Source organism: Synechococcus sp. H55.8 (assembly GCF_047462375.1).
Lineage (GTDB): Bacteria > Cyanobacteriota > Cyanobacteriia > Thermostichales > Thermostichaceae > Thermostichus.
The window spans coordinates 1-13,763 of the sequence record NZ_JANSJC010000021.1 but is presented as its reverse complement, the minus strand read 5'-3'; the positions used below and the strand labels follow the sequence as shown (position 1 = coordinate 13,763).

Annotated in this window: 15 protein-coding genes; 7 read left to right on the top strand and 8 right to left on the bottom strand. The window is 60.9% G+C overall.

From position 1 onward, the window contains the following. Positions 1-101: 101 nt before the first annotated feature. Together NW862_RS09565 and NW862_RS09560 are read left to right on the top strand one after the other, a co-directional pair. Positions 102-980, top strand: coding sequence for a hypothetical protein (locus NW862_RS09565; protein WP_414347462.1), 879 nt, complete (start codon positions 102-104; stop codon positions 978-980). A gap of 91 nt (positions 981-1,071) precedes the next feature. Beyond that, the gene (locus NW862_RS09560) at positions 1,072-1,356 is read left to right on the top strand and encodes a hypothetical protein (protein ID WP_414333797.1); all 285 of its coding nucleotides are present in this window, start codon (positions 1,072-1,074) and stop codon (positions 1,354-1,356) included. Positions 1,357-1,548: 192 nt separating this feature from the next. Here NW862_RS09560 and NW862_RS09555 read toward each other — a convergent pair whose 3' ends face one another. From NW862_RS09555 to NW862_RS09540, 4 genes are all read right to left on the bottom strand, one after another. Next, positions 1,549-2,343: a transporter substrate-binding domain-containing protein gene (locus NW862_RS09555; protein WP_414427125.1), complete on the bottom strand. Its 795-nt coding sequence runs from the start codon at positions 2,341-2,343 to the stop codon at positions 1,549-1,551. 5 nt (positions 2,344-2,348) lie between these two features. Then, positions 2,349-2,705 carry a 50S ribosomal protein L20 gene (gene rplT, locus NW862_RS09550; protein WP_414333801.1) on the bottom strand — a complete coding sequence of 119 codons (357 nt, stop codon included), beginning with the start codon at positions 2,703-2,705 and terminating at the stop codon, positions 2,349-2,351. Between the two features lie 123 nt (positions 2,706-2,828). After that, a complete protein-coding gene (gene rpmI / locus NW862_RS09545; RefSeq protein ID WP_414333811.1) occupies positions 2,829-3,029 on the bottom strand; it encodes a 50S ribosomal protein L35 in 201 nt (66 codons plus the stop codon). 117 nt (positions 3,030-3,146) lie between these two features. Next, positions 3,147-4,373 (bottom strand): class I SAM-dependent methyltransferase, encoded by a 1,227-nt coding sequence (locus tag NW862_RS09540; protein WP_414364593.1) that lies wholly within the window; start codon positions 4,371-4,373, stop codon positions 3,147-3,149. Between the two features lie 71 nt (positions 4,374-4,444). Here NW862_RS09540 and glcD point away from each other — a divergent pair, with 71 nt between their 5' ends. Next, positions 4,445-5,935 (top strand): glycolate oxidase subunit GlcD, encoded by a 1,491-nt coding sequence (gene glcD / locus NW862_RS09535; RefSeq protein ID WP_414333805.1) that lies wholly within the window; start codon positions 4,445-4,447, stop codon positions 5,933-5,935. On the opposite strand, the gene NW862_RS09530 is transcribed toward glcD, so the two are convergent. From NW862_RS09530 to NW862_RS09520, 3 genes are all read right to left on the bottom strand, one after another. After that, positions 5,932-7,803, bottom strand: a complete 1,872-nt coding sequence (locus NW862_RS09530) for an AAA family ATPase (RefSeq protein WP_414427124.1) — start codon at positions 7,801-7,803, stop codon at positions 5,932-5,934. The two genes, glcD and NW862_RS09530, sit on opposite strands and share 4 nt — an antisense overlap. A gap of 122 nt (positions 7,804-7,925) precedes the next feature. Continuing rightward, on the bottom strand, positions 7,926-8,615 hold the full coding sequence (gene hypB / locus NW862_RS09525) for a hydrogenase nickel incorporation protein HypB (protein WP_414333809.1): 690 nt from the start codon (positions 8,613-8,615) through the stop codon (positions 7,926-7,928). Positions 8,616-8,658: 43 nt separating this feature from the next. Beyond that, positions 8,659-9,231, bottom strand: a complete 573-nt coding sequence (locus NW862_RS09520) for a phycobiliprotein lyase (RefSeq protein WP_414347451.1) — start codon at positions 9,229-9,231, stop codon at positions 8,659-8,661. A gap of 413 nt (positions 9,232-9,644) precedes the next feature. Here NW862_RS09520 and NW862_RS09515 point away from each other — a divergent pair, with 413 nt between their 5' ends. Both NW862_RS09515 and NW862_RS09510 read left to right on the top strand, forming a co-directional pair. After that, the gene (locus NW862_RS09515; RefSeq protein WP_414335973.1) at positions 9,645-9,926 is read left to right on the top strand and encodes a hypothetical protein; all 282 of its coding nucleotides are present in this window, start codon (positions 9,645-9,647) and stop codon (positions 9,924-9,926) included. A gap of 184 nt (positions 9,927-10,110) precedes the next feature. Next, entirely contained in the window at positions 10,111-11,241 is a 1,131-nt protein-coding gene (locus NW862_RS09510; RefSeq protein WP_414347448.1) for a murein hydrolase activator EnvC family protein, read from the top strand. Here NW862_RS09510 and NW862_RS09505 read toward each other — a convergent pair. Next, complete coding sequence (locus tag NW862_RS09505) at positions 11,232-11,882, bottom strand: ABC transporter ATP-binding protein (RefSeq protein WP_414335977.1); 651 nt, start codon at positions 11,880-11,882, stop codon at positions 11,232-11,234. The two genes, NW862_RS09510 and NW862_RS09505, sit on opposite strands and share 10 nt — an antisense overlap. Before the next feature lie 166 nt (positions 11,883-12,048). Between NW862_RS09505 and NW862_RS09500 the strand changes: the two genes are divergently transcribed. Together NW862_RS09500 and NW862_RS09495 are read left to right on the top strand one after the other, a co-directional pair. Continuing rightward, positions 12,049-12,249, top strand: a complete 201-nt coding sequence (locus NW862_RS09500; protein ID WP_414335979.1) for a DUF3285 domain-containing protein — start codon at positions 12,049-12,051, stop codon at positions 12,247-12,249. Positions 12,250-12,437: 188 nt separating this feature from the next. Continuing rightward, positions 12,438-13,571 carry a histidine kinase gene (locus tag NW862_RS09495; RefSeq protein WP_414335981.1) on the top strand — a complete coding sequence of 378 codons (1,134 nt, stop codon included), beginning with the start codon at positions 12,438-12,440 and terminating at the stop codon, positions 13,569-13,571. Positions 13,572-13,763 lie beyond the last annotated feature (192 nt).

Here is a 13,763-nt window from a genome sequence, read left to right as displayed (position 1 = left end):
CCTCAGAGCTAAGACCTCCCTTTCGATCTGTGCGGCCCCCCAGACCCAGCTCAACTGGCGAGGCCAGGGCCTCCTCCCTGCCGGGAAAAGCTGAGGATTCGGTGTCAACCGCTGGCTCTGCTCGCGGTAGCGGGACGGAGTCTTTGCAGCCTGTTGTCGGTACCACTGCTACTTTGGCGACGACGAAAGCGGCGGAAAGAGAGCGAGTCTGTTTGGAACCCATCCCGCCGCCTGGGGAGAAGATGCAATACCGGGCGATTGGCCTCATCGAGGGACAGTACATTCCTTCCCCTGGGCACTTTACCCGCGGGGTCTTACGTACCTCAGATGGCTTGGAGCTGAATGCCGTATTGCTGGGCCGGGTGATGAGTCTGGTACGTAAGCACCTACAGCCAGACCGCAACTACCTGTGGGTGGTCTATCCTCGCACCCGCGACAAGAGCGAAGATCTGCACGTGCAGCTGATGGGGGTGTGGGCCCCCGAAGAAATGGGGCAGACGCTCCCTGAGGGCTCCCGTCCGGCGGTGGTGCCGGATTGGTTTTCCATTCGGGGCGAGGTTGTTTTTCAGTCCCAGGAGAAAGGGTTTATCATCGTCAAAATCCGCCAATCGGGCAAAAAAACCTCTGCCAGCCCTTCTTCTCAGCGGAGCAAGGATCCCGTCCCGCCTACCCGAATAGCTCCCAAGCCCCAAGCCTTCAAATTGCGCCTGATCGGCTCCCTGCCGGGCAAGGAGGTAGGCAATTTCTGGGATCTACAGGTGCGTCGCCGCGGATCCCTGCTCTACGTGGAGGCGGGAACTCCCATCGGCCCTGTGCTCAAAGCGCCGCCGCGCCCCCGCCTGAAGCACTCAACGCCCCGCCCCAAAGTCAAGAAGGGCTCTCTTCCCTCGTCTTCAGGTCAGCAGTCTATTTCAGATCAACTTTATCCGCCGCGGGATCCGGCCAAAGTTCCCAAACCGGTCAAGAAAAAGCGTCCATAATCTCTTCTATAGATTCTTCTCTGGATTAGAGCTCAGTAGAGTTCTCCTCCCAATCTTCCGGTTTTAATAGCCCTTTTATCTTGGTTGTGCCGTGACAGAGTCAAACCTACCCCCCAACAAAGATGAGTTTATTTCGCCTCGCTATCCCTACTGGGGCGAGGTGAGACCCCAGAATTTGGTTTTCGATGCCAATTTACAAGAATTCAGCAACAGGGTGTCTTTGATCTGTGGCCTGGAAACGGGGGGCAAGATCACCCCGGAGGAAGCCTATCGGCAGATCAAACAGCTCTGGAAACAGCTCAAAGAAACCAAGAAAGCCATCTTGGACGACCCGCAGTGGCAGGAGCCTCCCCCCGAATTGCCGGAGGAAGAGTAGCCGGCTGGATCCCTTGGCTCGCAACCCCTGCTGGCTAACTGCAAACGGCGTCTGGTGGGCGCGGAGCCCTTGCCATTGCCAACAAGACAACGCTCAAGCGCTCTGTGCCGCTGAGACCATCACTTTCAGCTTCTCTCCCAAAAGGAGGGGAGAGTTGGAAGCCCAGGGCTGTGAAGGGTGTCTGTAACTGGCCTAGGGCAGGCCCCAAGCTCTCGCCTGCTCCGCCAGCCAGCCCTCGGCGCGCAGGTTCTCCAGTTCTCGGCGCACCCGCAGCCGCAATTCAGCATGCTCCAGCCCCTTGGGCAGGGCAATGGCCAGCCCCACCGTCGCCAACGGGGATCCCAGAAACTGAAACTGGGGGTGCTCCGCCAGCCACCCCGCCAGCACCGAGCGATCCGCTGCCCAGGCCTGCACCGCCCCTTTTAGGAGCAATTCTGCCCCTTCCTGGTAGGAATCCACCGCCACCAACTCAACCCCTGGGAGGTAGCGCTGGAGGTGGGGAATGGCGGCCGATCCGCGCAGGACGGCAATCCGCGCGCCGCGCAGCTCTGACCAGCTCGTCCAGTTTTGGGAACGGGCCACAACCAGGCTGGGGCCATCCGGGTAGTAGGCCGAGGTGAACTCCACCTGGCGCGCCCGATCCGGTGTGATGCCGATCTGAGCGATGGCCAGATCCACTTCCCCCGCAGTCAGCACCTGTAGCCGCTCCACATTGGCCACTGGCACCAGCTCCACCGCCGCCGGGGATCCCAGCAGCCGGGATCCCAGCTCGCGGGCTAGGTCAATCTCAAACCCCTGCAGCTTGCCTTCGGCATCGCGAAACCCCAACGGCCTGAGGTTGTCTTTGACTGCAACTCGCAACTGACCCGAACGAACAATCTCTGACCAGGGACGGGCAGCGGCAGGGATCCCTAGGCAAACTAAGGCCAGGCTGGCCGCCCAGCAAGACCTCTGGATCGCCGAGGCCAACGGAGACCGAGATCCCATCCCCTTCAGGCGGTGCGGGACTGGCGGGCCGCAGCCACCACTTGGGTGAAGGCTTCGGGATCCAGGAAAGCCAAGCGGGCCAACATTTTGCGATTGAGCTGGATATTGGCTTTTTTGAGGCCGTCGATGAACTCGCTGTAGCGCAGGCCCTGGGCGCGGGTGGCGGCATTGATGCGGGCAATCCAGAGGCGGCGAAAATCCCGCTTCTTGCGGCGGCGATCCCGGTAGGCACTGCGCAGGGCCTTCATCACCTGCTGGTTGGCGGTGCGGAACAGCTTAGAGCCGGCTCCGCGAAAGCCTTTGGCCAGCTTGAGGATCTTCTTGCGACGCTTGCGGGCAACATTGCCCCGTTTGACTCTCATGGCGGTAACTCAATACAGACAGATGGATACAAGGGCGAACAAGCCTTGAGACTTTTGGCCTGCCGTGGCGATCGGCTCACCCTAGGCTGAGGGAGTGGAGGAAGCGGCGCAACGGGATCCCACCTAGTGGGTGTTGGGCAGCATCAGGCGCACGTTGGCCAGATCCCGTTCATCCACCAGGGCCACGCCGGCCAATTTGCGTTTGCGGTTGGTGGTTTTGTGCTCAAGCAAGTGGTTGTGCCCGGCCCGGCGACGCATGAACTTGCCGCTGCCGGTGAGGCGAAAGCGCTTGGCGGCTGCCTTGCGAGTTTTGATTTTGGGCATGGCAATAACCCCAGAAATGGCCAGGGGAAAGGTCACAGTCTTCTAGCATAAGCTAGGGAAGACCAAGAAAGCAAATGCCGCAATGGCCTCTTCCTGTCTCAAAGCCGCCAAGAGCCCTCAAAAACTGTTCTCTTGCGGCTCCAAAAGCAACACTTGCCAGCGCAGCAACTGCTGCAACTGCGGCCAGCTCAGGGGAGAGTCTAGGCTTTCTTGAAGGGCTTGGACGGTGCGGATCCCGTCCACCTGCTGCAGGAAGGCGAAGGCTTCCTCGCTGAGGGAGATGGCCTCATAGGCGTAGTTGAAGAGGCTCCGCCCCGGCCACAGGCCCAGGCAGGGGCTGAGGTGGGCAACTGCCGCGGCCACATCCTCTGGATGGGTCCATTCCCAGCGGCGAATAGGGGGCTTGCCGAGAAAGAGCTCGTAGTGGGCCACCACCGGATCCAACAGCTCGATTAGGCGGTAGCGCTCCGGCTCCGGCAGTTGGGCTGCCTGGGCCAGTAGGGTTTCATCTTTGCCCAACACCCGCTCCAGCCGCCAGAACTCTGGGTTGGAAAAGCGCAAAAACTGCAGCCCTGAAGCCTGAATTAGCTCAAACAGCGTCTCGATGGTGTAGTCCACTTCCTGCGGGTGCAGGTACATATCGGCAAAGCATTCGTCGTCCACGTTTTCGATGGCCCAGCGGGCGCGTTCCTGCTGCTGGATGCGGTTGCTGTCTGGCAAAATCTGGAAAAGGCGGCGGCCCACCTGGAGCCCTTGCTGTAGGTGTTCTGCGGAAGCTAGCGGCTGATGCTCTGAGCCAGTGACCAAGAGGCGGATGGCCTTCTGCATCAGGCGGATCTCGTGGCGGCCCAGCTCGCCGTACACAAATAGGTGCAGGATCCCGCCGGGAGCCAGCTTGTTTGCCAGAGCCTGCAGCCCCGCCACCGGATCCGGGAGGTGGTGGAGCATGCCTACGCAGTTGATGAAGTCGAACTGCCCCGGCAGTTGGTCGATGTCGTAAACGTTGAGCTGGCGAAAGTGCACCGGTGGTGCCTGGGAAGCCCGGCAGCGGGCCTCGGCAATCTCCAGGGCGCGGCTGCTCAGGTCAAAAGCCCAGATTTCGGCGTTGGGGTTTTGGTGGGCGATATACTCCGTCCCCACCCCAGAGCCGCAGCCGGCGTCCAGGATGCGCACTGGGCGGCGGCCTGGATGAGCACCTGTGCAAAAGGCATAGGCCTGGGGCCAGCTCCAGCGCCAGTTCCACCCCGGCGGGGGAACGGTGCCGATGGGCTGTGGCGGGAAGGGGTAGAGGTCGTAGAGCTGCCGCACTTGTTTGAGAATCTGTTCGGCGCTGCGGGACTGCATAGGCTCTCCAGCCAGACTATCCAGACTATAGTGACGATATCTCCCCTAAGCACATTTCTCGCCAACGCTCTATGGTTGTCCGCGCTTCCCATCCTCTGCAAGCTGGCCTCACCTTCGACTGGATCAAGCTGACGGCTGAGCTCAAAAAAATTCTCGATCCCCGGCGAGTGATCAGCAAGCCGGAGGAGCTGTTGGTTTACGAGTGTGACGGGCTGACCAGCTACCGGCAAAGGCCGGCTTTGGTGGTGTTGCCGCGCACCACAGAAGAGGTGGCGCAGGTGGTGAAGCTGTGCAGCCGCTACCAGGTGCCCTTTGTGGCGCGGGGATCCGGCACTGGCCTTTCGGGAGGGGCGCTACCCCTGGAAAATAGCGTCGTCATTGCCACCACCCTGATGAAACAGATCCTGGAGATTGACCTAGACAACCGCTGCATGGTGGTGCAGCCGGGGGTGATCAACGCCTGGATTACCCAAGCGGTGGCCGACCAGGGCTATTTTTATGCGCCGGATCCCTCTAGCCAGTCGGTTTGCTCCATCGGCGGCAATGTGGCGGAAAACTCCGGCGGCGTCCACTGCCTCAAGTACGGGGTAACAGCCAACCACATCCTCGGCTTGACGGTGGTGCTGCCGGATGGGGAAGTGGTGCGCTGGGGGGGCAAGATCCCGGAGATGCCCGGCTACGACTGGGTAGGTCTGTTTGTCGGTTCCGAGGGCACCCTGGGCATCGCTACCGAGATTACCCTGCGCCTGCTGAAAACCCCGGCCCAGGTTCAGGTTTTGCTGGCGGACTTCGACAGTGTAGAAGCAGCGGGATCCGCCGTCTCTGACATTATCGCTGCCGGGATCATCCCCGCCGGCCTGGAGATCATGGACAACTTCAGCATCAACGCCGTCGAGGATGTGGTGCAGTTGGGCTGCTACCCGCGGGATGCGGCGGCCATCTTGCTGGTGGAGGTGGACGGGCTGGAGCTGGAGGTGGAGGAAGCCGGCCAACAGGTGAGGGCGCTGTGCCTCAAAAACGGGGCCCGCCAGGTGCAAGTGGCAGCCGGCCCAGAAGAGCGGGCGCGGCTATGGAAGGGGCGCAAGGCGGCCTTTGCTGCAATGGGCAAGCTCAGCCCCAACTACTACGTCCAGGATGGGGTGATCCCCCGCAGCCAGCTAGCCTATGTCCTCAAAGAAATCGAGCGCCTCAGCCGCGAATACGGCTACCCGGTGGCCAATGTGTTCCATGCCGGCGACGGCAATCTCCATCCGCTGATCCTCTACGACGAGTCGGTGCCGGGATCCCTGGAGCAGGTGGAGAAACTGGGGGGCGAGATTCTCAAACTCTGTGTGCGCCTGGGGGGTAGCCTTTCTGGCGAGCACGGCATCGGGGCGGAGAAACGCTGCTACATGTCGGAGATGTTTACGCCCACGGATTTGGAGAGCATGCAGTGGGTGCGGCAGGTATTTGACCCGCAGCACATCGCCAACCCCGACAAGATCTTTCCCACTCCCCGCACCTGCGGCGAGGCGGCCCACGCCCACCGGCGGCCGGAATGGCAAGCGATCCCTGTCTTCTAGCTGGCCTGCCGCTGCTGCTGCAGCTCGGCAAAGGCCTGGGCAAAGTCTTCCTGGCAGATGACCAGGGTTTTGGCATCCACCGTCTCGGCAGTGGCGCGGTGGCGGCGGATGGCGGCAATGGCGGCACGGTTGCTCAATAGAGCCAGATCGGCACCGCTCCAACCTTGGGTCTGCTCGGCCCACCCCTGTAAATCCACATCCGGCCCCAGGGGACGCTTGCGGTTATGTACAGATAAGATTTCCCACCGCCCGGCGCGATCCGGCAGCTCCACACTCAGGTGCAGCTCCAGCCGTCCGGCACGGGTGAGGGCGGGATCCAAACTGGCTTTGCGATTGGTGGCCGCCACCACCAGCACCCCCTGGCTGGGGCGGATCCCGTCCAGTTCGGCCAGGAGTTGCCCCAGGACACGGTCGCTGACGCCACTATCGCCGGAGTAGCTGCCTCGCGCGGGAGCGAGGGTGTCGATCTCATCGATGAAGATGACGCAAGGGGCACACTGGCGGGCGCGGGCAAAGAGTTCCCGCACCGCCTGCTCGGAGGATCCCACCCATTTGCTGAGCAGCTCCGGGCCGGAGACGGCGATGAAATTGGCCTTGGCCTGGGAGGCGATGGCCTTGGCCAGCAGCGTCTTGCCGGTGCCGGGGGGCCCGCTGAGGAGGATCCCTTTGGGGGCCTGGGCCTGGGCCTGCTCGTACAGCTCCGGGTGCAGCAGGGATCCCTCGATGGCCTCCTGCAAAATCTGCTTGGCGTGCTCCAGGCCGCCGATCTGATCCCAGCTCACCTGGGGCGACTCAATTTCCACCGAGCGCAACACCGCCGGCTTTACCTGTTGCAGAGCCTGCTGAAAGTCCGCTGCTGTGACTTTTAGGGATTCGGGAATGGGGGATTCCAAATCCGGCACCTGGCGCCGCAAAGCTGCATAGGCTGCCGCCTGGCACAGGCCGCGCAGATCCGCCCCCACAAAGCCCAGCGTCTGATCCGCCAGGCTGTCCAAATCCACATCCTCCGCCAGCGGCATGCCGCGGGTGTGAATGGCCAGGATCTCCCGCCGCCCCTCCCGATCCGGCACCTTAAAGATGATCTCCCGGTCAAAGCGCCCCGGTCGCCGCAGGGCCGGATCCAGGGCCTCAGGCCGGTTGGTGGCCGCCAGCACCACAACACCTTTTTGAGCCGCAAACCCGTCCATCAGCCCCAGCATTTGAGCCACCAGGCGTTTTTCTACCTCCCCCTCGACGGTGGCGCGGTTGGGGACAAGAGCATCGATTTCGTCGATGAACACCAGACAGGGGGCAGACTTAGCCGCCTTCTCAAATAGCTGCCGCAGGCGCGCCTCCGCCTCCCCGTAATACTTGCCGATCAGTTCCGGGCCGACAACGGCAATGTAGTTCACCCCCAGGCTCTCGGCCAGGGCGCGGGCAGTCAGAGTCTTGCCGGTGCCTGGGGCTCCCACCAACAGCACGCCACGGGGCGGATCCAGTCCCAGCTTGGCCAGCAGATCGGGCCGCTTGAGGGGAAGTTCTACCATCTCCCGCAGAATTTGGAGTTCTTCTTTCAGACCTCCCACGTCCTTGAGCGCGAGGCCCTTGGCGCTGCGGAGCGAGTCCGTTGCAGCGGCTCTGCTCTGCTCACATGGGCCCGCTGCAGGTCTAACCTGCGGCTCGCTGCTCCAAGAGGATTGCCCCGTGGCGGTTTGAACGCCGCTGGGACGAGGGGGAATAGAGCCGGAACGGGGAATAGAACTGCCCAGAGGCCGGGCCTGGACGCGAACTTCAGTTCGTAGTTCCCCACTTTGTTTTTTCTCATCCAGCTTCTGAGCCAGCTCGATTAACTGCTCAATACCCTGGATAAAGTCGCTTAAATTGGCCATAGCCGGGATTTTCCATCACACAGTCGTCTGCAAATTGACCCCGCCAGAGGTTCCAGCTCATCCCCTGCCTGGCCGGTTCAGGTGAGGAGAGTTCCACGGCCAGATGCTCAGTATGATACCCTTCACTTCGACTGCCGTCCTTGCTGGGTGAGGAAAATCTGCTCTCGGATCCAGCCCAGCCAGGGATCCAGCCCGGCACCCGTCTTCGCAGAAAGACAAAAAATGGGCACAGAAGGGTTGATCTCACGGATGTTGGCTTGCATCCGATCCAAATCCACCTCCAAAACAGGCACCAGATCCACTTTGGTGATCAGCAGACAATCCGCCTCTCGAAACATAATCGGGTACTTGAGAGGCTTATCCTCCCCTTCGGCAACGCTGAGCAGCGCTACCTTGGCGTGTTCTCCCACCTCAAACTCCGCCGGGCAGACCAGGTTGCCGACATTTTCCACCAGCAGCAAATCCAGTTGTTGCGGATCCAGCAGGGCTTCCAACTGCTGTAAACCCCCGGCCACCATGGCCGCGTCCAGATGACAGGCCCGACCCGTGTTGATGGCAATCACCGGGATTCCGTAGCAGCGCAACCGCTCTGCATCCAGTTGGGTTGTCATGTCTCCCTCGATCACCGCCAGGCGCAGCGAGCCGGCAAGAGCGGCCACGGTTTTCTCCAGCAAAGAGGTCTTCCCGGCTCCGGGAGCGCTCATGAGGTTCAGACAGGTCACTCCCCAGGCATCGAAGTGCTCCCGGTTGTGGTCGGCCTGGTGTTGGTTGGCGTGGAGCAGGTTAATCCCCAGATCCAAGACTTGATGCATGGCACAAGCTGTATGTGGGTTGCGGTTGAGAAGAGAAAAAACTCTAGCCTCCGAACGAGCGGAACTCGCTCATGGCCGGGGCAGGGGAAGGGCTGGCCGAAAGTTTGCGCACCTCAGAGCAGAAAGAAGCCATGCTAAAGCCACCAAAGCGCTTGACGGTGCTGGCCCGCAGGCGCAGGTTCGGGCTGGCAAACCAGATGCGCTCCTCTGACTCGGTCATCTCATATTCGGTGTAGAGGGTGAGGGCGCCGTCGGATCCCATCACATAGGTACCGGCCACCGGTATTTTTTCGGCATAGCCCTGATCCCGCAGCAATTGCCCGCGCATGGGATCGACCTCATCGGGGATGGGAACCAGCACCACATCGCCTTTGTACTCTTCGTTGTCCCACTCCTGCTCGCCATCCCACCGCACCCGCGCTGCTCCCACAGCTCGCTGCGGATCCACCTTGAACAGCTCACAAACCCGGATGACGGCTGGATCGGTTGGCGCAAGCGTGGCAATCTGGACTTTCGACCTCCCTCCCTCAGAGCGGCGAAAAGCCAAGTGATGGCTGGTGCGCTGGCACATCCACTCCCCAGCACTGAGGGCGAAAAACTCCATTACGGTCATCATGGCCGACGCGGATCCTCTATCGATAGACAGGATTTGCCGATCTTAGCTTGCGTGGCAACTCACCCTTAACTCTCAATTTAGCTTTTAAGGGGTTCGGGGAGCTCTCAGTCCCGCGCTCTGGCATTCCCCATGGCACGCTACGCCAACCGTGGGGTTGGGCCAGACCAATCCACCTCATGTTGCTGACGCCCGCAGCGACTTCCATTGCCAAACCGCACCTAAACTTTGCCCTCAGGCCCAGACCACGAAACCCAACAGGGATGTGGGGCAGCCGGCGTCGTACCGCTGGCGGTCGGTGAGGGGAGAATGGCGCTTAGAATCCAGAAATAACAAAACCGGCTTGTCGGCAAAACAAGAATAAATTGTAACCAAGAATAAATTGTAAAAATTCCCTTTTGGGAGAAGGTTAACAGATGAACAGAGAACGGGCAAAGCTGGTGTTTATGGGAGCAACTGTTTGTGCGTTTACAGCACTGGTTGGAGCGTTTGCTTTTCCCATTCTTTCGTGGCGTCGCTGGTTCCTCCTTTTATCAGCCATCTGTGGCCTTGTTGTCTCTCTAGCCAATATTGAACTGGGCAGAGAGGAGGAAGAAGCCCCCCAGACTCGCAAGTGGCGCATGGTGTCCCGTTTGTATGAGATGGCTCTTGGGTCGATTTTTGTCATTCTCGTATTATTTTTACTATTTTTAGCCTGAAGTTTTGCCGATAGGCGGGCGGCCAGCCCATCGCCATTTGGAGTAGCGAGACCGGGGGGCAACAATCCAGTTGGGCTCGGTCAGATCCTGGCAAATCTTTGTATCCTTAGGGTCGGTAGGTCTGTTGCAGAGGGTGTGGGGAGTGACAAGTCTGAGTCGTGTGGCACACAGGCTGAAAGGGTGGATGGTGTTCGGATTGCTCGCCCTCTGTCTGCTGCTGTGGGAAATGGCCCCGTCTCAGGCGCAGAATGTTAACCAACTGCAGCAGCGCCAGCAGCAGATCCAGCAACAAATCCAGAGCACTCAGCGCCGCCTCGGAGAAGTGCGCCAGGCCGAAGAAGAGGCCCGCCGCCGCATGGGATCCCTGCGCCAAAACATTCGCCAAACCGAAGCCAGCCTGCGCGACAACCAATATCGTCTGGAACAGGCCCAGAAGGCCCTAGAGCAAGCGCAGCAAGAGCTCCAGGAGCTGCAAGACCGCCTGAGGCGGCAGCAGCAGGGCACGGCCGCCCGCTTGCGCTACATGCAGCGGCAGGGGGCAGAACATTGGTGGGCTTTGCTGCTCACCAGCCGCGACCTGAACGAGTTTTTCGATCGCCGCCACCAGTTGCAATTGCTGATCGAGGCCGACCGGCAGTTGATCCGGGAGCTGCAGGCGATGGCTGAGGAGGTGGAGCAGCAGCGCGTTGCTCTGGAGATGCAGCGCAACGAGATTTCTTTGATTTTGCAGGAGCTGGCCGCCCAGAAAAACCAACTGCAGCAGCAGGCTGCCGCCCAAGAGCAACTGGTGGGCCGCCTGGCCAACGAGCGCGCTGCCTATGAAGCAGCCCAACGGCGTTTGGAAGCCGATTCTCAACAGTTGACCGTCCTCATCCAGCAACTGATCGCCCAGCAGGCTCAGCAGCGAGGGGGTGGGGATCCGGTTCAGGGGACGGGCCGGTTGATCCCACCGGTGGGCGGGCCGATCACCAGTGGCTTTGGCTGGCGGGTTCACCCCCTCTATCGCAGCCGCCGCTTTCATGCGGGGATCGACTTCGGTGTGCCCACCGGCACGCCAGTTCGGGCATCAGACCGGGGCACGGTCATCTACGCCGGTTGGTACGGCGGCTACGGCTACACGGTGATTGTGAACCACGGCGGCGGCATCACCACCCTCTATGCCCACAACAGCCGCGTCGCCGTCGGGGTGGGCCAGCAGGTACAGCGGGGGCAGGCCATTGCCGCTTCTGGCTCCACCGGCCTCTCCACCGGGCCTCATGTTCACTTTGAAGTGCGGGTCAACGGCCAACCGGTGGATCCGCGCCGCTACTTGTGAAGCAGCGCCTCTGCCGGCACCGGCTGTAGGGATCCCGCCTGCAACGTCCACTGCACATCGGCAATAGAGGACAGCTCCTCCGGGTCGTGGGAAACCACCAACACCGTCCAGGTGGATTTCAGCCGGGCCAACAGCTCGATCAACTGCCGCCGCACGGACCAATCCAGCCCCGCCGTCGGCTCGTCCAGCAGCAGCAGAAACGGGCCGCGAATGAGCTGCACCGCCAGGGCCAAGCGCCGCTGTTGCCCGCCGCTGAGGTGGTTGGGGAAGGTGTGCAGAGGGATCCCTGCCAATCCCACCTGCTGGAGGACATTCTCGATCTCCTTTTGCTGCAGTTCCGGGTGGCCGAAGCGCATTTCCTCCAGCACCGTCAAGCCACAAAAGTGCCGCTCCGGGAACTGAAACACCAACCCCGCCAGGCTGCGCAACTGGTTGAGGGAGAGCTCCGTCCCGCCCCAGGCAATCCGTCCCTGGGTGGGCCGCGCCAAGCCGGCCAAGATTTCCAGCAGGGTGCTCTTGCCGGCCCCACTTTTGCCCACGATCAGCCCCAACTGGTTCGGGCCCAGCTCAAAGGAGAGATCCTTGAGAATCGGCTGGGAAACGGCTGCCGGATGGTAGGAAAGATGCTGAACCTGCAACATAAGCGCCAAGGAGGGGGATGCTGTCGTTATTTTGGCACCGGAAGATCCCCGCCCAACAGCCATCGCTTCGCTGCAATCGGCAGGTTACCCCAAAACGATGCCGATGTCTGGCAGGCAGATTGAGCTAGCCTGGAGACAGGGTTAAGTTATTGCTCTGGTCATTCGGATGGCGCAGCCTTCTTCTGCAGATTCTTCTTCGACCGGCATTCGCGCAAGCGTTGCGGAGCAGCAGGGATCCCCCCCGAGCTATACCCGCCTGGCCATGCGCAACATGGTGCGCAAAGGCAGGACCTCTCTGCTTCACTTCACCCTGACAGCGGTGGGGTTGGTGGCCCTGCTGGTGGGGTTGGCCTACCTGTTTCACTGAGTTCCACGGTTGTCAGTTGGGCGGAAAAGGTGCACTCTGGGGGTCTCTCGCTACGTTCGCTGTTCCTTTTCAGCTTTTCCCCAAGGTTAAGTGTTAGGAAAGAACAAGCAGCAGTGGATCCCACAGCTCGAGCAGATGGCAATCCCGGCTGCTGAAACGCCAACCTCTGGCCTTTTGGATTTCGGCCTATGCAGACTTCGCCAGATCTCACCTCCGCTCGTTCTGTCATTCGCCTGCTGTTGTTTGCCAAGAGTCGAGCCGTCGTTGCTGAACTTGAGAAGCATCTGCTTCAGCACATCCAGGGGTTACCCGGCCAATACCCTGCCCAACTAAAAGTGGTGCTGCTGGAGGAGCACCCCTACCTGGCGGAGCATTACAAGTTGGTGGCGACTCCAGCTCTGGTCAAGGCCGAACCTCTGCCCGCTCAGGTCTTGGCGGGGGCCGACTTGGCAACACAGTTGGAAGTGTGGTGGCCCCGTTGGCAGGGCCAGGCGGCCTTGGCCTCCCAACAAGAAGGTGCAGGACAGGATCCCACCCCTCCCCCGACCACCGAGGCGCTGTTGCAAATGTCGGAAGAGGTGTTTTTGCTGCGGCAGGAACGGGCCCAATTGCAGGAGCAGTTGGACTTCAAAGACCGCGTTCTGGCCATGTTGGTACACGATTTGCGCAGCCCCCTGACGGCCACGGCTCTGGCGGTCGAAACCCTCCAGCAGGGGCGCGAGGGATCCCTGGACAAAGCGCTGGAGCGGCAGTTGTTCGACCACGCCCGCCAGCAACTGCGCAAGATGGACAGCATGATCACCGATATTCTCGAGTCAGCCCGGGGCGCCGCCTCGGAGCTGAGGATTCGAGCCGTAGAAACCCAGTTGCCCAGCCTGTGTCAGCCGGTGATCGAAGAGCTACAGCCGCGCATGCAAGCCAAGCGGCTGCAGTTTCAAGCGGATATTCCCGTCGATCTGCCTTCTGTTCATGTGGATCCCGACAAGATCCGCCAAGTTCTGTTCAACCTGCTGGATAACGCCATCAAGTACACCCCTGCCGAGGGATCCATCCGCCTCGATGTCCTCCATCGCACCAGCCAAAAGGTGCAGGTGACCGTCAGCGATACCGGCCCCGGGATCCCGGAAGCCGACCAGGAGAGCATCTTCTCCGATTCCGTTCGTCTGTCCCGGGATCAACAGCAGGAGGGCTATGGCATCGGCCTTTCCCTCTGCCGGCGGATTGTGCGCGCCCACTATGGCCAGATTTGGGTGGAATCTGTCCTGGGCAAAGGCAGCAGCTTTCATTTCACCTTGCCGGTATACCGGCTCTGCAAGCGCTAGCCAAAGGCCCCGGCAGGCAAGCAGATATCTGGCAACAAGGACTCCGTCTCTGCCGGGGTTGAGGCCGCAACGGTTTGATTGATGTCTGGGTCGGGTCAGGTTGGCCAATTTGTGTGTTTAACGTAAGGTGCGGAATTCCCCACCGTCTATACGGTGGGGATGGATAGCACCCTCTGACTGATTCTGGATGTA